Annotated in this window: 17 protein-coding genes; 8 read left to right on the top strand and 9 right to left on the bottom strand. The window is 74.9% G+C overall.

The window, feature by feature from the left end; genetic code table 11:
- Window positions 1–18: 18 nt before the first annotated feature.
- Both ACIQR3_RS06450 and ACIQR3_RS06445 read left to right on the top strand, forming a co-directional pair.
- Entirely contained in the window at window positions 19–1,176 is a 1,158-nt protein-coding gene (locus tag ACIQR3_RS06450; protein WP_403534954.1) for a MalY/PatB family protein, read from the top strand.
- A gap of 52 nt (window positions 1,177–1,228) precedes the next feature.
- Window positions 1,229–1,633: a PPOX class F420-dependent oxidoreductase gene (locus ACIQR3_RS06445; protein ID WP_403534951.1), complete on the top strand. Its 405-nt coding sequence runs from the start codon at window positions 1,229–1,231 to the stop codon at window positions 1,631–1,633.
- Between the two features lie 7 nt (window positions 1,634–1,640).
- Here ACIQR3_RS06445 and ACIQR3_RS06440 read toward each other — a convergent pair whose 3' ends face one another.
- Together ACIQR3_RS06440 and ACIQR3_RS06435 are read right to left on the bottom strand one after the other, a co-directional pair.
- Window positions 1,641–2,054 (bottom strand): Zn-ribbon domain-containing OB-fold protein, encoded by a 414-nt coding sequence (locus tag ACIQR3_RS06440; RefSeq protein WP_403534949.1) that lies wholly within the window; start codon window positions 2,052–2,054, stop codon window positions 1,641–1,643.
- 113 nt (window positions 2,055–2,167) lie between these two features.
- A complete protein-coding gene (locus tag ACIQR3_RS06435; protein ID WP_403534946.1) occupies window positions 2,168–2,944 on the bottom strand; it encodes a TetR family transcriptional regulator in 777 nt (258 codons plus the stop codon).
- A 113-nt stretch (window positions 2,945–3,057) separates the two neighbouring features.
- On the opposite strand from ACIQR3_RS06435, the gene ACIQR3_RS06430 reads away from it, so the two are divergent.
- The gene (locus ACIQR3_RS06430) at window positions 3,058–3,546 is read left to right on the top strand and encodes a flavin reductase family protein (RefSeq protein WP_403535461.1); all 489 of its coding nucleotides are present in this window, start codon (window positions 3,058–3,060) and stop codon (window positions 3,544–3,546) included.
- A gap of 30 nt (window positions 3,547–3,576) precedes the next feature.
- Here the strand turns inward: ACIQR3_RS06430 and ACIQR3_RS06425 are convergent, their stop codons facing one another.
- The 3 genes from ACIQR3_RS06425 to ACIQR3_RS06415 form a co-directional block, all read right to left on the bottom strand.
- Window positions 3,577–6,006: a SpoIIE family protein phosphatase gene (locus ACIQR3_RS06425; protein WP_403534943.1), complete on the bottom strand. Its 2,430-nt coding sequence runs from the start codon at window positions 6,004–6,006 to the stop codon at window positions 3,577–3,579.
- Between the two features lie 174 nt (window positions 6,007–6,180).
- On the bottom strand, window positions 6,181–6,564 hold the full coding sequence (locus ACIQR3_RS06420; protein ID WP_403534940.1) for a hypothetical protein: 384 nt from the start codon (window positions 6,562–6,564) through the stop codon (window positions 6,181–6,183).
- Between the two features lie 139 nt (window positions 6,565–6,703).
- The gene (locus tag ACIQR3_RS06415; RefSeq protein ID WP_403534937.1) at window positions 6,704–7,618 is read right to left on the bottom strand and encodes a MurR/RpiR family transcriptional regulator; all 915 of its coding nucleotides are present in this window, start codon (window positions 7,616–7,618) and stop codon (window positions 6,704–6,706) included.
- A gap of 125 nt (window positions 7,619–7,743) precedes the next feature.
- On the opposite strand from ACIQR3_RS06415, the gene ACIQR3_RS06410 reads away from it, so the two are divergent.
- Window positions 7,744–7,908, top strand: coding sequence for a hypothetical protein (locus tag ACIQR3_RS06410; protein ID WP_403534934.1), 165 nt, complete (start codon window positions 7,744–7,746; stop codon window positions 7,906–7,908).
- 43 nt (window positions 7,909–7,951) lie between these two features.
- Here the strand turns inward: ACIQR3_RS06410 and ACIQR3_RS06405 are convergent, their stop codons facing one another.
- On the bottom strand, window positions 7,952–8,449 hold the full coding sequence (locus tag ACIQR3_RS06405) for a nitroreductase/quinone reductase family protein (RefSeq protein WP_403534931.1): 498 nt from the start codon (window positions 8,447–8,449) through the stop codon (window positions 7,952–7,954).
- Window positions 8,446–9,975: an FAD-dependent oxidoreductase gene (locus ACIQR3_RS06400; protein ID WP_403534928.1), complete on the bottom strand. Its 1,530-nt coding sequence runs from the start codon at window positions 9,973–9,975 to the stop codon at window positions 8,446–8,448. Before ACIQR3_RS06400 ends, ACIQR3_RS06405 begins: the two co-directional genes overlap by 4 nt.
- A gap of 75 nt (window positions 9,976–10,050) precedes the next feature.
- On the opposite strand from ACIQR3_RS06400, the gene ACIQR3_RS06395 reads away from it, so the two are divergent.
- The 4 genes from ACIQR3_RS06395 to uppS all read left to right on the top strand — a co-directional run bounded on the left by ACIQR3_RS06395 (window position 10,051) and on the right by uppS (window position 14,364).
- Window positions 10,051–11,430: a cytochrome P450 gene (locus tag ACIQR3_RS06395; RefSeq protein ID WP_403534925.1), complete on the top strand. Its 1,380-nt coding sequence runs from the start codon at window positions 10,051–10,053 to the stop codon at window positions 11,428–11,430.
- Window positions 11,431–11,538: 108 nt separating this feature from the next.
- Complete coding sequence (locus ACIQR3_RS06390; protein ID WP_403534922.1) at window positions 11,539–12,141, top strand: DUF6230 family protein; 603 nt, start codon at window positions 11,539–11,541, stop codon at window positions 12,139–12,141.
- The gene (locus ACIQR3_RS06385) at window positions 12,138–12,518 is read left to right on the top strand and encodes a DUF6114 domain-containing protein (protein WP_403534919.1); all 381 of its coding nucleotides are present in this window, start codon (window positions 12,138–12,140) and stop codon (window positions 12,516–12,518) included. Before ACIQR3_RS06390 ends, ACIQR3_RS06385 begins: the two co-directional genes overlap by 4 nt.
- Before the next feature lies 1 nt (window position 12,519).
- Window positions 12,520–14,364: a polyprenyl diphosphate synthase gene (gene uppS / locus ACIQR3_RS06380; protein WP_403534916.1), complete on the top strand. Its 1,845-nt coding sequence runs from the start codon at window positions 12,520–12,522 to the stop codon at window positions 14,362–14,364.
- A 36-nt stretch (window positions 14,365–14,400) separates the two neighbouring features.
- Here the strand turns inward: uppS and paaK are convergent, their stop codons facing one another.
- Both paaK and paaI read right to left on the bottom strand, forming a co-directional pair.
- The gene (paaK, locus tag ACIQR3_RS06375) at window positions 14,401–15,747 is read right to left on the bottom strand and encodes a phenylacetate--CoA ligase PaaK (protein WP_403534913.1); all 1,347 of its coding nucleotides are present in this window, start codon (window positions 15,745–15,747) and stop codon (window positions 14,401–14,403) included.
- Window positions 15,744–16,193: a hydroxyphenylacetyl-CoA thioesterase PaaI gene (gene paaI, locus ACIQR3_RS06370; protein WP_403534910.1), complete on the bottom strand. Its 450-nt coding sequence runs from the start codon at window positions 16,191–16,193 to the stop codon at window positions 15,744–15,746. The genes paaK and paaI overlap by 4 nt, the downstream gene beginning before the upstream one ends.
- Window positions 16,194–16,362: the final 169 nt, after the last annotated feature.

Here is a 16,362-nt window from a genome sequence, read left to right as displayed (position 1 = left end):
AGCCCTATCTTGTGGGCCATGACCGGTGAACCGAACCCCCTGCGCGCGCTCACCCTCGACCGCCTGAGACGACGTACGAGCATGAAGTGGCGTACCTACCCCGAGGACGTACTGCCGCTGTGGGTGGCCGAGATGGACGTGCCGCTCGCGGCGCCGGTGGTGCGTGCCGTCACCGAGGCGATGGAACGCGGCGACACCGGCTACTCCGCCGGCACCGCCTACGCCGAGGCACTGGCCCGCTTCGCGAGCGCGCGGTGGACGTGGGACGGGCTCGCCGTGGCGCGGACCGCCGTCGTGCCCGACGTCATGCTGGGCGCCGTCGAACTGCTCAAGCTGGTCACCGGGCCGGGCGACCCGGTGATCGTCAACTCGCCCGTGTACCCGCCGTTCTACCAGTTCGTCACCCACCTGGACCGCCGGGTGGCCGAGGCCCCGCTCGGCCCGGACCTGCGGCTGGACCTCGCCGGGCTGGAGGACGTCTTCCGGCGCTGCGTCGCGGACGGCGGACGGGCCGCCTACCTGCTGTGCAGCCCCCACAACCCCACCGGCACCGTGCACACCGCCGAGGAACTGACCGCCGTGGCGACGCTCGCCGAGCGGTACGGCGTCCGGGTCGTCGCCGACGAGATCCACGCCCCGGTGGTCTTCCCGGACGCGCGGTTCGTGCCGTACCTGAGCGTGCCCGGCGCCGAACGCGGTCTGTCGCTGATGTCGGCGTCCAAGGGCTGGAACCTGGCGGGACTCAAGGCCGCCCTCGCCGTGGCCGGCCCCGGTGCGGCGGACGACCTGGCCCGGATGCCGGAAGAGGTCGGACACGGCGCGAGCCACGTCGGGGTGCTCGCCCACACCGCCGCCCTGCGCGACGGCACCGCCTGGCTGGACGCGCTGCTCACCGGACTCGACGACAACCGGCGGCTGCTCACGGACCTGCTGGCCGAGCGGCTGCCCGGCGTCGTGCACCGCGCGGGGCAGGCCACCTTCCTCGCCTGGCTGGACTGCCGCGCCCTCGGCCTCGGCGACGATCCGGCCGAGGTGTTCCTGCGGCGCGGCCGGGTGGCCGTCAACTCCGGCCTCCCGTTCGGCACCGGGGGCGCCGGGCACGTACGGCTCAACCTGGCGACGTCACCGGAGGTGCTCGACGAGGCGGTGCGGCGGATGGCGTCCGTCCTGTCCTGAACGGCGGGGGCGCCCTCGTGGCCGGCGGCGAAGCGGCCTAGACTGCCCGGCCATGGACGAGGCGTCGCTGGCCCGGCTCGGCGCGGGCCGCTATCTGCTGTTCACCAGCTACCGGAAGAACGGCACCCCGGTCGCCACCCCGGTGTGGGTGGTGCGCGACGGGGACGCGCTCGGCGTGTGGACGGTCGCGGACTCGTGGAAGGTGAAGCGGGTCCGCAACCGCCCCGAGGTCCTGGTCGGGCCCTGCGACGTGCGCGGCAACCCGACCGGTGACCTGACCCCCGCCACCGCGCGGATCTGCGACGCGGCGACCACCGCCCGCTACCGCAGGCTGATCGCCCGCAAGTACGGGATCGCCGGCCGGGTCGTCCTCCTCGGCAGCCGGCTGCGCCGGGGCCTCGACGGCACCGTGGGCATCCGGGTCACCCTCACGCCCGGGGCCGGGACCGGCACCTGACCCTCCGTCAGGTCCAGGCCCGGTAGGGCTCGTCGACGAGCTGGAAGACCGGCTCGCCGCGCACCGGGTCCTTGGCCGTGGACAGCCGCACCCGGTCCCCGCTGTGGATGCCGAGGGGCGGGCCCATGACCCGGCCGCGCAGCACGAAGCCCTCCGCCATCTCTATCAGCGACACATTGCGCGTCGCGGGGGTGTTGCGGTGCACCACCGTGGAGTGGCGGACCGTCCCGGTGCCCTCGCTGCGCTCCGTGCGCAGATCGCTGCCCCGGCACACCGGACACAGCACCCGGTGGTACATGGCGGTCCCGCACCAGGTGCAGCGCTGGAAGACAAGGGCGTCCGTGACCGGGGCGGAGGCTTCGAGCACCCCTGCCGGGGCGCCGGCGGTCTGCTGGGCGACGCTTCCTGAGTGGTGGTACACGCTGGTCAACTCCCTGCGCTCGGCCGGAAAGCCGTGTGCGCGGTCCCCCGGGCACACGGGTGCGCGGTTCCGCTGGTGCCACCGTGCACGACAGCAGAGTATGGCACTCAGTGTCAGCCGTAAAGGCACTCCGTATCATCTGAAGGATCGGTCTCCCGGCCGCGCGGGCCGCGCGTGGACTCCAGCTCCTGGACCACCCGCCACAGGGGCGCGTCCCGCCGGGCCACGACGACCACCACGTCCTCGGGCCCCTCGGCGACGGCGGCCGGCACGGGCGCCGCCGCCGGCGGGCCGTCACCGAACGCCGACTGCACATACCCCAGCGCGTGGTCCATGGGGCCGGCCGCGTCGCCCGCGCCGTCCGCACGCAGCCAGGCGCGCAGCGCGTTGTTGTGCGCCGCGACCACCGCGGCGGCGATCACGTCGGCCCGCAGCGTCCCGTCCGGACGGTCGGCGAACCGGCCGCGCAGATAGGCGGCAAGGGCGCGCTCGTAGCGCCACACCACGGACAGCTCGTACGCGCGCAGCCCGGGAACCCGCTTGGTCAGCCGGTAGCGCTGCACCGAGAAGGACGGGTTCTCGGCGTACATGCGCGACGCCAGCCGGGCGGCGTCGCAGACCCGGCGCACCGGTTCCGCGTCCGCGGGGGAGGCGGCGAGGAAGGCGGTCAGGTCGGCCAGGCACCGCTCGTGGTCCGGGAAGACCACGTCCTCCTTGGAGGGGAAGTAGCGGAAGAACGACCGCCGTCCGACCCCGGCCAGCGCCACGATGTCGTCCACGGTGGTCTGTTCGTAGCCCCGCTCCAGGAACAGCCGGAAGGCGGCCGCTACCAGGGCCTCGCGCATCGGCGGCCGACCGTCGCGGCGCGGTGCCGCACTGCTGGCGTTCATGGACGCCGAACGTAGCACCTGACCGGACGGATGGCACTCGGTGCAGTGCTGGGCAGCGCTGGACGGTACTGAGTGCTTGATTCAGCGGGCCCGTGGCGGGAAGCGGTGTGAGCATGGTGGAGATGGACGCGTTTCTCGGGCGGCTCGATCCCGACATGTGCGTGGTGACGGCCGCGGCGGGCGGCGAGCGGGCCGGCTGTCTGGTCGGCTTCGCCTCGCAGTGCTCGCTGCGTCCCGTGCGGTTCGCGGTGTGGCTGTCCGAGCTCAACCGGACCTACGAGGTCGCCCGCTCGGCGGAGTTCCTCGCGGTCCATCTGCTCGCCCGCGACCAGCGCGCCCTGGCGGAGCTGTTCGGCGGCCGGACCGGTCACCGGACGGACAAGTTCCAGGACGTCCGGTGGCGTGCCGGGCACGGCGGGGCCGTGGTCCTGGAGGACGTGGAGGCGTGGTTCGTCGGGCGGATCGCGGGCCGGGCCGACGGGGGCGACCACGTCGGGTTCGTCCTCGATCCGGTCGAGTGCGGCGGGCGCGCGGACGGGGACCGGCCGCTGCTGCGGCAGCGGGACGCGGCAGCCGTCCGTCCCGGTCACCCGGTGGACTGACCGCCCGCCGTCCCCGCGTCCCCGAGCCGGTCAGGCGGTTTCGTCCGGCACCCGGATGTCCAGGACACAGACGTCGTCCCGGCGCTCCTCCCCTTCCAGCAGCGTGGCCAGCAGCGGCTCCAGGGAGTCCGGCGCGTCCTCGGCGGGGGCCGCGGCGGCCCGAGCGAGCCGTTCCAGACCCCGGTCGATGTTCTCCGGGGGCCGCTCGATCAGGCCGTCCGTGTACAGCACGAGCCGGTCGCCCGGCCGCAGCACGCACTCCCCCTCCCCGAAGACCGGGGACGGCGTCGCGCCGAGGAGTATGCCGCGCGGGCGGTCGAGATAGCGCGCCGTGCCGTCGCGCACCAGCAGCGGCGGCAGATGCCCCGCCTGCGCCCACAGCAGCCGGTGCCGGGCGCGCTCGTAGCGGGCCAGGACCATGCTCGCGGTGCCGTGGGTGTCGCGGGAGTGCAGCAGCAGCGTGTTGAGCCGGGTGAGCGCACCGGTCAGCGACGACCCGGTGATGACCATGCCCTTGGCGGTGAACCGGAGCTGGGCCATGGTGGCGACCGCGTCGACGCCGTGCCCGGCGACGTCGCCGACCACCAGCAGGGCGTCGCCGTCGGGCAGCTCGATGGCGCTGAACCAGTCGCCGCCGACGTACACCCCCGACTGCGCCGGCAGGTAGGAGACCTCGACGCGCAGCCCGGCCAGCCGGAGCCGGCCCTTGGGCAGGGGCAGCAGCGCGTGCTGGAGCTGCGCGGCCAGGGAACGCTCGGCCCGCAGCACGTCGTGCTGGGTCAGCATGGCCTGCTCGCTCTCGACCAGGGCCAGTTCCACCCGGCGCCGGGCGGTCAGGTCCTGCACGAACCCGTGCACCTCGACGGGGGTGCCGTCGGCGTCCCGCGCCGCCTCGGCGACGACGCGCAGGTGCCGGACGCCGGCCGGGGTCCTGGTGCGGAACGGGACGTCGCACGGCCGTCCCTCGTCCACCAGGGCCCGCACGGCCCGGGCCAGCGCCGGCCGGTCCTCCGGCAGGGACAGCGCGGGCAGCTCGGCCAGGCGGACCGGGCCGAGCCCGTGGTCGCGCCCGAAGATGGCGAAGACCTGGGCGGACCAGCCGGCCTCGTGGGTGACCAGGTTCCAGTTGACCCAGCCGAGGTCGCCCAGCCGTTGCAGATCGGCCAGCCGCTGTTCCTGCCGGTCGGAGGAGCCGTGCCGGAGCCAGGTCAGCACCAGCCCGCCGCCCAGCGGCGCCACCCGCACCGAGTACGTGCCCGGCTCGGTGGTGCCGGGCACCACGTTCCGGTGCGCGAACGGCTCGCCCTCGTACGGCGTGCCGGTGGCGAGCGTGGCCAGGCAGGCCGGCCACAGCGGCTCGTCCGCCAGGGCCGGGAAGCACTCCGAGAACCACCGCCCGACCAGTTCCGGACCGGTGCGTCCGGCGGCCCGGCCGGCCGGTTCGGTCGCGGCGTCGATGCGGTAGTCCCGGACCTCTCCGGTGGGCGACCGCACCGGGGTGAGCAGCACCGCCCCGACCGGCAGCGCGTCGAACACCCGCTGCACGGCGGCGGCGTCCGCGGCCGGCTCCTGGCGGGTGCCGAAGGCGCGCAGCCGGCCGGCGCACAGTCCGGCGACGGCGAGCAGGCGTTCCCGGTCGGCGGGCGGGAAGGCACCGCCGCGGCGCCGCAGCACACCGAGGCAGAAGCCGGGCGCCTCGCCGCCCGGCACCGGCAGCCAGGCCCGTGACCGCCAGCGCTCGGGCGGATCGCCGATCAGCAGGTACCGCTCCCGGTCGCGGTCGAAATCCTCCAGCCAGCGCGGCTCACCGGTGCGCAGGACGTCCGGGGCGACCAGTGCGCCGAGCGGGGGCACCTGCCGCCACTGGGCGGCCAGGGTGTCGTCGATCCCGGCGTGCCCCACCAGCTCCAGCGCGCCGGAGGGCAGCCGCGCGTAGAGCAGGACGGCGTCGGCGGCGGTCTCGGGGCCGAGGTGTTCCAGCAGGGCCCGGGCCAGCTCCCGCGGGGACCCGACGCGGAGCAGGGTCCGGGCGAGCCGGGCGAGGGCCGCCGGGACGCCGTCCGGGGCGGAGGCCGACGGGATGTCGTCCGGGGCGGGGGACGCCGACGGGACCGCGGGGGCGGCGGAGCCGGATGCCGGGCCGCCGGTGCCGGCCACCGCCAGCTCCGGCCGCCGGTCCGGTCCGGCGACCGGCGGCCCCAGTGCGCCGAGGGTGATCCAGCACTCCTCCAGCAGCGTGCGGCGCCGGTCCTTCGCCCGCTGGAGCAGTGCCTCGCGCGCCTCGTCGGCCGAGCATCCGCGCAGGGCCATCTCCGCGCCCTTGGCGCGTTCGAGGACGGCCGACGTCGCCGCCAGGTCGCGCAGCCGGTCCATCTCGGCGCGCTGTCTGGCGACGACCTTGGCCAGAGTGGCCAGATCGGGCGTGGCGTGCTCGCTCGTCACGCCACGAGCATCGCACATCGGGCTGTCTCCGTTGTCCTGCTCGTCGCGTCGCCCCGGCGGGGGGCCGCCGGCCGCCGGAAGCCGGTGCCGACGGGCCGGGCCTGGTGCCGCCGGGCCGGACCCGCCGCCTGCCTGGGCCTCCCGCCCGCCGCCCCGGGCGCCGGCAGCCCGGCGTACGCCCGCCGGGCTCCGTCAGCGGCTGCCGCCGGCGCCGACTCCGTCGGAGAGCGCCGTCGTGACCGCGCGGACGCTGCGGGCGATGTGCTGCAACTGACCGATCTCCGCCGCGTACAGCTTGATCGTGTGCTCGATGACGGACTCGGGCAGGCCCAGCCGGGGCAGGTCGGCCCGGGCGCTCTGCAGCGCGGTGCGGGCGACCCGGATCTCCTGCTGCACCTGGAGGTGCGCGTGGCGGGCGAGCAGCACCGGGTGGCGGATCAGGGCGGGGTAACCGGCGTAGCGGGCCGGCACCAGCTCACGCAGCCACCTGACCGCGGAGCGCTCCCAGTCGTAGCTGCCGGGGGGCTTGACCTGGCACGGCCAGTCCGGGCCGGTGCGCGTGGGCGTCAGGGGCATGATCTTCGCTTCCGGGTGTGCGGTCTCGCGGATGCGGTCCGGTACGGCCGGGTCGCGTTCCGTGAGCAGTATTTATATATACGGTCCGCTTTTCAAGAAGCATGAAAACATTCATACGGACTCGGCACAGGACCCGCACTCAGTCCCGCAGGAAGAAGCGGTGCTCCTCGGCGATCTGCTCGTACGCCTCCAGCCGCGCCTGCGTCCGCTCCGGGTCGGCGTCGGTCATGGCCTGGAGCAGCGCCGCGCACAGCACCCCGGTGGCGGCGTAGGAGTCGAAGACCAGCCGGGACCCGGTGCCGGTGGCGAAGACGACGTCCGCCTCGTCCGCGACCGGTCCGAGCGCCAGGTCGGTGACGAGCGCCACCCGCAGGCCGGCCCGCCGCGCCACCCGCACCGCCTGCAGCGTCTCCCGGGCGTGCCGGGGCATGGAGAACGCCAGCACCCAGGTGCCGCCGGCCTCCCGCGACTGGAGCAGGGCGTCGTAGGCGACGCTGCCGCCCCGCGTCACCAGGCGGACATCGGGGTGGATGCGGCGGGCGGCGTAGGCGAAGTACTCGGCGTGCGAGACGGAGATGCGCAGCCCGAGCACGGTCAGCGGTACCGACGCCGACAGCGCGCGGCCCGTGTCGATCACCGCGTGCGGGTCGGCGAAGTCGCGCCGCAGGTTCTCCAGGTTCTCGATCTCGGCGTCGACCGCGGCCTGGAGCTCGTTGCCGCGGTACTCCTCGGCGGGACCGCCGCGCGCGGCGAGTGTCATCGACTGGAGCCGCTCCCGCAGCGCGGGGTACCCCGTGAAACCCACCGCCGAGGCGAACCGCGTCACCGACGGCTGGCTGACCCCCACCCGGTCGGCGAGGTCGGTGATCGACAGGAACGCCGCCTCGGTGAGGTTCTCGATCAGGTACTGGGCGATGCGCCGTTGCCCGGGGGAGAGCCGGGGACGGTCGAACAACGTCCTGAGCTGGGACGCCGGGGAGGGTTCCGGCTCCGGGGCGGCAGGTTTCGAGGTGATCGCTGACGCCTGTGCGCGTGCCTGCTGCGGCGATGGCACCGTGCGCCTCCTTCGTCTGCCGAGGACGTCTCCCGCGGAAGGTTCAACATAGCCCAGGGATAGCCGCGGCCGGTCCGGGAACCCGCTGCCTCGGAACACCCGTACCACCGACGAGGAGAGGCGCCATGACCGTCCCCGAAGAGAACCGGCCGAAGACCGACACGACCGACGAGGTCCTCGAACGGGAGAATCGCGAGGACGACGCCCACGGCCAGGCCGGGGCGACCGGCCGCACGATGCGCGAGGCGCTGGAGGAGGCCCACGTCCGCCCTGCCGACTACGAGGAGTAGCCGCCCGGTCGGCAGGAGCGTCCGTCCCCGCCGGTTCCCGTGCTCACGCGCGAGCGGGGCGGCCGGCGGGCGCAGCGGTGACCGGGGTGAGGCAGAAGACGCGGATGTCCCGGCCGGAGCGGGCGGCGTAGACGTCGTAGAAGGGGACGGCCAGCAGGACGCGGTCGCGCTGCCGCTCCTTCTCCCGGGCGGTGAGCAGGCGGGCGGTGACCTGCCAGGAGCGTCCCTCCGCGGTGACCGTGGCGTGCGGGCGGAGCAGGAGGTTGGTGCTCCAGGCCGGGTGGTGGGAGCGGCCGAAGTTGCTGCCGACCACCAGCCAGGTGCCGTCCGCCGCCCGATGCGCCGCCAGCGGAGTGGAGCGCGGGGCTCCGCTGCGGTGGCCCGTGGTGGACAGCACGATCGTGTCCAGGGCGATCCGGCTCGGCAGCAGCCGGCCCCCGGTCAGGCGGTGGACGAACAGGTCCCAGCGCGGAAGGACATGAGGGGCGACCCGCAGTACGGCACGGCTGGTGGCGAGCCGGACGAGAACGGGGTGGGTCACGGGGTCTCCTCCGTCGTGGGAAGCGGTACGCGCCGGTACGGCTCGCCCTGGGCGGGGCGCCGGTCGGGACGGCCGGCGGCGGGCCAGGCGGCGCAGGCCCGTTCGGCCATCGCCGTCACGGTGAGCGCGGGATTGGCGCCCAGGTTGCCGGGCACGGCCGAGGCGTCGGTGATGTGCAGGGCCGGGTAGCCGTGCACGCGGTGGTAGAGGTCGACGACGCCGGTGGCGGGGTCGGCGCCGACCGGGCAGCCGCCCAGCAGATGGGCGGTGACCGGCAGGCCGAGGGCGGTGCTCCACGGCAGCGCGGCCCGGCCGCCGGTGTGCCGGGCGTAGTGGTCCGCCACCGCCTCGGCGGCGGCCAGCCGTACGGGTTCGGGCCGCGGGCCGCCCCGCAGGAAGGTCAGCCTGCCGTACCGGTAGCGGCTGGTCAGGTGGGAGTCGCCCCGCTCCATGGCGAGCAGCACGGCGGTACGGCGGCCGAAGTCCCGCCAGGGGAGGCCGGCCGGCGCCGTGAGCAGCGCGGCCGGGTGGGAGCCCGGCCCGAGCCGGCACAGCTGGACCAGGAGGTCCGGGCGGGGCCGCAGCGCGGAGCTGATCGCGACGCCGGGCCCGATGTCGAAGCCTTCCGCGTGCACGGCGGCGAACACCTCCCGGTTGGTGCGGGTGCGGGTGCCCAGCGCGGGTGACAGCCTCGGCAGGTACGGCCGGGAGCGGTGCAGGAGTTCCGCGGTGCCCCAGGCCCCGGCCGCGAGGACGACCTGGTGCGCCGACAGCGCCGCGCGGCGCCGGACGGGACCGGCGCCCTCGCGGACGTGCGCCCGCCAGGTGCCGTCCGGCCGTGGCTCCAGCGCCCGGACCTCGGTCAGCGGCCGGATGCGGGCTCCGGCCCGTTCGGCGAGGTACAGGTAGTTGTGGTCCAGGGAGTTCTTCGCTCCGGCGCGGCAGCCGAGGGTGCACCGGCCGCACTCCGAGCAGCCGGCGCGGGCCGGCCCCCGGCCGCCGAAGAACGGGTCCGGCATCGTCCGGCCGGGTGGGCCGAAGTGGATGCCGACCCGGGTGGCACGGACCCCGCCGGGCACCCCGAGGGTCTCGGCCGCCCGGCGCAGGGCATCGTCCCCCGCCGCCCGCCGGGGGACCGGCGTGGTGCCCAGTATCCGGTCCGCCACCGCGTAGTGCGGGGCGAGTTCGTCCGCCCAGTCCAGGGACGGGTCCCAGCAGGAGTCGCGGAACACGGCCGCCTCGGGCCGGTGGTGCACCCCCGCGTAGACGAGGGAGCCGCCGCCGACTCCGACACCGGTCAGCGCGGCCAGCCGGCGCCGCACCCGCAGGCGGGCGATGCCGCGCCAGCCGAGCCAGGGCACCCACAGCAGGCGGTGCGCCTGCCAGGGGGAGGCGGCGAACTCCTCCGGCCGCCAGCGCCGCCCGGCCTCGACGACCGTGACGCGGTACCCCTTCTCCGCGAGCCGCAGCGCCGCGACGCTCCCGCCGAACCCGGAGCCCACGACGAGCACTTCGTGCGGAACCACGCACCCCACCTCTCACTACCACCGGTACATTGTCGATCACAGTATGTGCGTGTCATCCGATTTCAGAGAGGGCCCGTGGCTGTTTCCGTGCCTCCCACCGCCGTACCGACCGCTCCTGGCGCACTGCCCCTGCTCGGCCACGGCCTGAAGCTGCTGTGCGACCCGCTCGGCTTCATGACGTCGCTCAACGCGTCGGGCCCCCTGGTGCGGATGCGGGGCCCCGCCTTCACCCCCGACGTCTACCTGGTCAACTCGCCGGAACTCCTGCACCAGGTCCTGGTGACCGACGCCCGCAGCTACTCCCAGGCACGGATCACCGCCGGAATCGGCTCCCAGTTCGGCATCAGCCTGGTGATGGACATGGAGTTCGACGGGTTGACGCTCTTCGCGTCGCACCTCCGGCACCGCCGTGCCGTCCAGCCGGCGTTCCACCCGCACCGGATCGCCGCCCGGACACCGGCGGTCCGGGACGCCACGTACGAGGCCGTCGCCGGCTGGACCCCCGGCGCCACCGTCCGCGTGGACCAGGCGGCGGCCCGCCTCGCCTACGACGTCAACGCCCGCGCCGTCTGCGGCGACACACCGGCGCTCGGCCGGGTCAAGGCCGCGCTCGCGGCCCTGAGTTCCCGGACCACCCCCGGCATGTACTGGCGCCTCGCCCTCCCCGGGCTCGCCCACCTCCGGAACGTGCCGGGCACCGGCGGCTTCCGGCGGGCCCTGTCCCGCCTGCGCGCCGCCGTCGCGGCCTCCCTCGACCACCACCGCGGCCGGGGCGCGACCGGCGACGACGTCCTCTCCCAGCTCCTGCGGGCCCGCTACTCCGACACGGACGAGCCGCTCGGCGACCGGCAGATCATCGCCGACACGCTCTTCCTGCTCTGGGCCGCGACGCACGGCCTGAAGGACGTACTGCCCCACGTCCTCTACGAGTTGGCGCTCCATCCCGACGTCGAACAGCGGGTGCACGAGGAGATCGGCTCCGTCCTGCGGGGGCGTCCCGTGCGGGCCGAGGACCTGCCCGCGCTCGACTACACCCGGCGGGTCGTCAAGGAGACCCTGCGGCTGCACCCCGCTCCCTGGATGCTGGGCCGGCGCACCCTCGTCCCGGTCCGCCTCGGCGCCGCCGAGCTGCCGGCCGGTACCGAACTCGCCTACTGCACCTACGCGGTGCACCGCAATCCGGCGGTCCACCCCGACCCGCTGCGGTTCGACCCCGACCGCTGGCTGCCCGACCGCACCAGGGGCCTGGCACGCTGCTCGGACATCGCCTTCGGCGCGGGGGTGCGCAAGTGCGTCGGGGACGCGATGACGGTCAACCAGGTCCTCACCGCCGTGGCCACCATCGCCGCCCGCTGGCAGTTGCGCACCGTGCCGGGACACCGCCACCGACCGCGCGCCCGCATCGTCATCTCCCCCGGCCCGCTGCCCATGACCTGCCGTCCGCGCGGCAGTTGACCGCCGCCCCGGTGTGTCCGTACCCGGCGGGGGCAACCGGTCGCGACGGCTCTTCATCCGATGGTGTGATTGGCAGTACTTCGGTCCGGGGTGGTCGTTGGGCCGGGCGTGATCGATGACGACTCCTCCGTGCGGACGAGCGGCGGGCGCACCAGCCGCCGGCGGTTCGCTCTGGCGCTGGCCCCCCTGCTCGTCGGCGCCTGCGCCCTGCTCGCCGGGAGCGCCGCGGGGGTCGTCTCCGTGGCGTTCGCGGGCGAGGTGCCGGTCACGGTCCACGCCGCGCGGGTGTCCGGGTCGGGTGTGACGGCCTCCCCGGCCGCCTCGGGCCGTGGCGGACTGCTGCCGGCGCTGGCCACGCGGATGGAGCGGGCGACCGTCGAGGACGCCTGTGTCCACTCCACCGCCCACCTGCCGGTCATCGGAGCGGTGACGGCCGTCGTACGCATCGAACGGGCCACCGCCACCGGTCTGACGGTGGAGGCGGGCATGGCCACAGCCCGGTCGGTGCGGCTCTCCGGAGCGGAGTTCAGCACGCCAGGAACGTCCCCGGACCGGCCCACCGGACTGTTCACCGTCGGCGCGCGGGAGGTCACCGGCAGCGCGGTGACCACGCGGCCGCACGCCTTCACCGCCGGGACCATCACGTCCCGGGGCGTCGCCGTCGACCTGCGCCGCGGAGCGGGCGGCTGCACGCCGGGGACCACCCGATGACCACGGGGACCCGGCCCGGAGGGCGGGGGTGGCGCCGGGGCCGCCCGTTCGCGGCGGGACTGCTGCTGTGCCTCGGCGGTCTGGAACTGGTCTGTGTCTCCTGGGCGGGGCTGGGCTTCCTCCGGTTCACCGGCACCGCGGGCGCCGCCTCGTGGACCCTGGGCGCCGGGTTCGTCGTCGCCGGGGCGACGACGTGGCACAACCCGGCCCTGCGCCACTTCTCCGGCGTACTGGCCGGGGTGCTCTCCCTGGTCAGCCTGGTCGCCGCCAACCTCGGCGGCCTGCTGCTCGGTTTCCTGCTCACCGCCGTCGGCAGTGCCCTGGCCCTGGCCTGGATTCCCCAGCCGGCGCCTTCGACCCCACAAGAGGAGGCGTGAGGTGCGTTCCCTCGCCGTGCCCGCCCCCGGCGTCTACCGGCGCGGCGGCATCCACGACCCGGCCCTGCGCCGCGGCTACGAGGCGTGCCGCCGCGCCACCCGCGCGACGGGTGAGATCGAGTACGCCGTCTCGCTGCTGCTGCCGCCCCCGCTGCGGACCGCCACCTGGGCGCTGTACGGCGCCGTCCGCGCCGTGGACGACCTGGCCGACGCGGCCGGACCCGCGGGCGAGGCGGACCCGGGGCGGGCCGACCGGCTGGAGGCGTGGATCTCGGCGTTCGACACGGACCTGCGCGAAGGCCGCGGCAGCGACCCGGTACGGCGGGCACTGATCCACACCATGCTGACCTGGAACCTGCCACCAGGGTTCCTGCACACGCTGTTCGAGGAACTCCGCCAGGACGCCGACGGACGGCAGTTCGCCACCTGGCAGGAGTGGCGGCACTACAACAGCCTGATCAACACCCCGCTCGTGCTGCGCGCGGGTTCACTGCTGCTGCGGGCCACGGGCCTGTCCACCGAACCGGAGGCGCTCGCCGCGGGCGTGCCGGACGTGGCCGTGGCCTGCCGGACCGCCGTCGAGGCGGTCTACCTCACCGACGCCCTCGTCGACCTCTCCGACGACCTCGGCCGCGGCCACGTACCGCTGCCGCAGGAAGCCCTGGACGAGACCGGCGTGCGCCGGGCGGACCTGCTGGCCCGGCGCGCCACCCCGGCCTTCGAGGAACTGGTGCGCCGCCTCGCCGACCGGGCCCGCACCTGGCTCGACCGCACCCCACCGCCGCCGGCGCTGCACCCGGCGGTCGGCGTCGCGCTCGGCGCTTACACCGACCTGTACCGGCTGCGCCTGAAGGCCGCGGCCGACACGCCCGCCGCGCTGCTGCACCGCCGGCCGGCCCTGCCGCGCGGCGCCCGGCTGCGCCTGCTGCTGCCCGCCCGGGCCAAGGCCGCGCTGGCCTGGGGCCTGTTCCCCTTCCCTGTCCGGCCCGGCTCACCGCAACCGGCGCCGGCCTCCGAAGGGCCCGGCCCGGCCGAGCAGGCGCGGTCGGCCGCTCCCGGGCGCCCCCCGGCCGTCGCTCCGACGCCCCACCCCTCCGGCGCCCGCCCGCCCCGGCTGCCCGCCGAGGCCACACCCCGCCACGTCGCCATCGTGATGGACGGCAACGGCCGCTGGGCCACCGCCCGCGGCCTGCCCCGCACCGACGGCCACCGGCGAGGAGCCGAGGCACTGGTCGACGTCGTCCACGGCGCCCTGGAGATCGGCCTGGAGTACCTGACCGTGTACGCGTTCTCCACCGAGAACTGGAAACGCCCCGCCGCCGAGCTGCAGGCCCTGATGTACGAGATCCCCCAGATCGTGCGCCGCCTGGTGGACGAGAACCTGGACGTCCGCGTCCGCTGGGCCGGCGCGCGCTCCCGGCTCCCGGCCGACGTCGTCGAGCAACTCCTCCACTTCGAGCGGATCACCCGCGACCGCACCGGACTGACCCTGACCATGTGCGTCAACTACGGCGGCCGGGCCGAGATCACGGAGGCCGCGGCGAGACTCGCCCGGGAAGCGGCCGCCGGGAAGGCCGACCCCGATGCCGTCTCCGAGCACGCCTTCGCCCAGTACCTGTACGTCCCCGAACTGCCCGACGTCGACCTGCTCCTGCGTACCGGAGGCGACCACCGCACCTCCAACTTCCTGCCCTGGCAGGCCACCTACGCCGAGCTGCTGTTCCTCGACACCCCGTGGCCGGAGGCGGACCGCCGCGACCTGTGGGACGCGATGGGCCAGTACGCCCGCCGCACCCGGCGCTACGGCTCCGTCCCCCGCGTCGTCGCCCAGGCCGCCGCGCCTTGAGCGTTCCGCGGGGGCAGCCGGTCCGCGGGAAGCGGATCACGACCCGCGCTGATCCTTGACCCGGCGGAGCTTGCCGACGGAACGCTCCAGGCTCTCCGGTTCCACGACGAGCACCTCCACGGTGATGCCGACGCCGTCCTTGACGCCCTGCGCGATGGCACGGACGGCGTCGGCGCGCTGCTGCGGGCCGGCGTCCGGCCGGGCCTCCACCCGGACGGTCATGTGGTCCATGCGGCCGCGCCTGGTCAGCTGGATCTGGAAGTGCGGGGCCACGCCGGGTGTGCGCAGGACGACCTCCTCGATCTGGGTGGGGAAGACGTTCACCCCGCGCAGGATGATCATGTCGTCGCAGCGGCCGGTGATCTTCTCGATGCGGCGGAAGGCGGGCCGGGCGGTGCCGGGCAGCAGCCTCGTCAGGTCGCGGGTGCGGTAGCGGACGACCGGCAGGGCCTCCTTGGTGAGGGAGGTGAGGACGAGTTCACCGCGCTCGCCGTCGGGGAGGACCCCGGGGGAGAGGGGGTCGACGATCTCCGGGAGGAAGTGGTCCTCCCACACGTGCGGGCCGTCCTTGGTCTCCACGCACTCCTGGGCGACGCCGGGACCCATGACCTCGGAGAGGCCGTATATGTCGACGGCGTGCAGGTCCACGCGCTCCTCGATCTCGCGGCGCATCTCCTCCGTCCACGGCTCGGCACCGAAGATGCCCACCTGGAGGGAGGTGGAGCGCGGGTCGACGCCCTGTCTCTCGAACTCGTCGAGGAGGGTGAGCATGTAGGACGGGGTGACCATGATGATCTCGGGCCGGAAGTCCTGGATGATCTGGACCTGGCGGGCGGTCATGCCACCGGAGGCGGGGATCACGGTGCAGCCCGCGCGCTCGGCGCCGTAGTGGGCGCCGAGGCCGCCGGTGAACAGGCCGTACCCGTAGGAGATGTGGACCTTGTGGCCGGGGCGGCCGCCGGCCGCGCGGATCGAGCGGGCGACGAGGTCCGCCCAGGTGGCGAGGTCCCGCTCGGTGTACCCGACCACCGTGGGGCGCCCGGTGGTGCCGCTGGAGGCGTGGACGCGGCGCACCTCGGACAGGGGGACGGCGAACATGCCGAAGGGATAGGTGTCCCGCAGGTCGGCCTTGGTGGTGAAGGGGAACCGGGCCAGGTCGGCCAGGGTCCGGCAGTCGTCCGGCGTGACACCGGCCGCGTCGAACTTCCTGCGGTACAGCTCCACATGGTCGTAGGCGTGCCGCAGCGTCCGGCGCAGCCGGCGCAACTGGAGGGCCTCCACCTCCTCGCGCGGCATGCGCTCGGCGTCGTCCAGCAACTCCGCCGGCAGGGGCTCGCCACGACGGGACCGGGTGCCCACCGGGTCGGTCGGTTCGCTGATCATCGCGGCTCCTCGTATCCCGTGTTCCGGACAGCTCCCGTGTGCCGGACAGCGCGGCTGCGGCCGCGGAACTCCGCGATCACCGTCTCGCCGCGTACGACGCTCACGTCGTAGATGCCGCTGCGCCCGAAACGGGTGACCTCCCGGGCGGTGGCCGTCAGAACGTCCCCCTCGCGGGCCGGGGCCACGAAGGTGACATCCGCTCCGGAGGCGACGGTGACGGGGCCGTGGCTGTTGCAGGCGCAGGCGAACGCGGTGTCGGCGAACAGGAACAGGTAGCCGCCGTGGGCGGTCCCGTGCCCGTTGACCATCGCTTCCGTCACGGTCATGCGGAGCACGGCGGTCCCCTCGCCCTGCTCCAGGAGTTCGATGCCCAGCAGCCGGGAGGCCCGGTCGGCGGCGAACACGCGTGCTGCCGGCCCCGGGACCGCGGGGGTTGCTTCCGTCACGGTTCACACCACCTCGTGTACCGACCGAACATTCGGTTAGCGTGCGGCTCGGATCAGTAAGTCAAGTCGCGCCGGGGACTGTCAAGGGGCGCGCCGCTTTGGGAGACCGGCCGTCCGCTTCCTTCGGTGAACGATTCGCTCCCGCCACTTGCCGGACAGGGGGAGGGGC

Source organism: Streptomyces sp. NPDC090994 (genome assembly GCF_044768905.1).
In the GTDB taxonomy this organism is placed as follows: Bacteria; Actinomycetota; Actinomycetes; order Streptomycetales; family Streptomycetaceae; genus Streptomyces.
Note: the sequence above shows the minus strand (reverse complement) of the source record. Positions and strands in the feature narration are given on the sequence as shown.

Bases quoted from the DNA above. Each gene is read 5' to 3' on its own strand.
- ACIQR3_RS06450 (WP_403534954.1), top strand. From the start codon at position 19: ATGACCGGTGAACCGAACCCCCTGCGCGCGCTCACCCTCGACCGCCTG.
- ACIQR3_RS06445 (WP_403534951.1), top strand. From the start codon at position 1,229: ATGGACGAGGCGTCGCTGGCCCGGCTCGGCGCGGGCCGCTATCTGCTG.
- ACIQR3_RS06435 (WP_403534946.1), bottom strand. From the start codon at position 2,944: ATGAACGCCAGCAGTGCGGCACCGCGCCGCGACGGTCGGCCGCCGATG.
- ACIQR3_RS06430 (WP_403535461.1), top strand. From the start codon at position 3,058: ATGGTGGAGATGGACGCGTTTCTCGGGCGGCTCGATCCCGACATGTGC.
- ACIQR3_RS06425 (WP_403534943.1), bottom strand. From the start codon at position 6,006: ATGTGCGATGCTCGTGGCGTGACGAGCGAGCACGCCACGCCCGATCTG.
- ACIQR3_RS06420 (WP_403534940.1), bottom strand. From the start codon at position 6,564: ATGCCCCTGACGCCCACGCGCACCGGCCCGGACTGGCCGTGCCAGGTC.
- ACIQR3_RS06410 (WP_403534934.1), top strand. From the start codon at position 7,744: ATGACCGTCCCCGAAGAGAACCGGCCGAAGACCGACACGACCGACGAG.
- ACIQR3_RS06385 (WP_403534919.1), top strand. From the start codon at position 12,138: ATGACCACGGGGACCCGGCCCGGAGGGCGGGGGTGGCGCCGGGGCCGC.
- paaK (WP_403534913.1), bottom strand. From the start codon at position 15,747: ATGATCAGCGAACCGACCGACCCGGTGGGCACCCGGTCCCGTCGTGGC.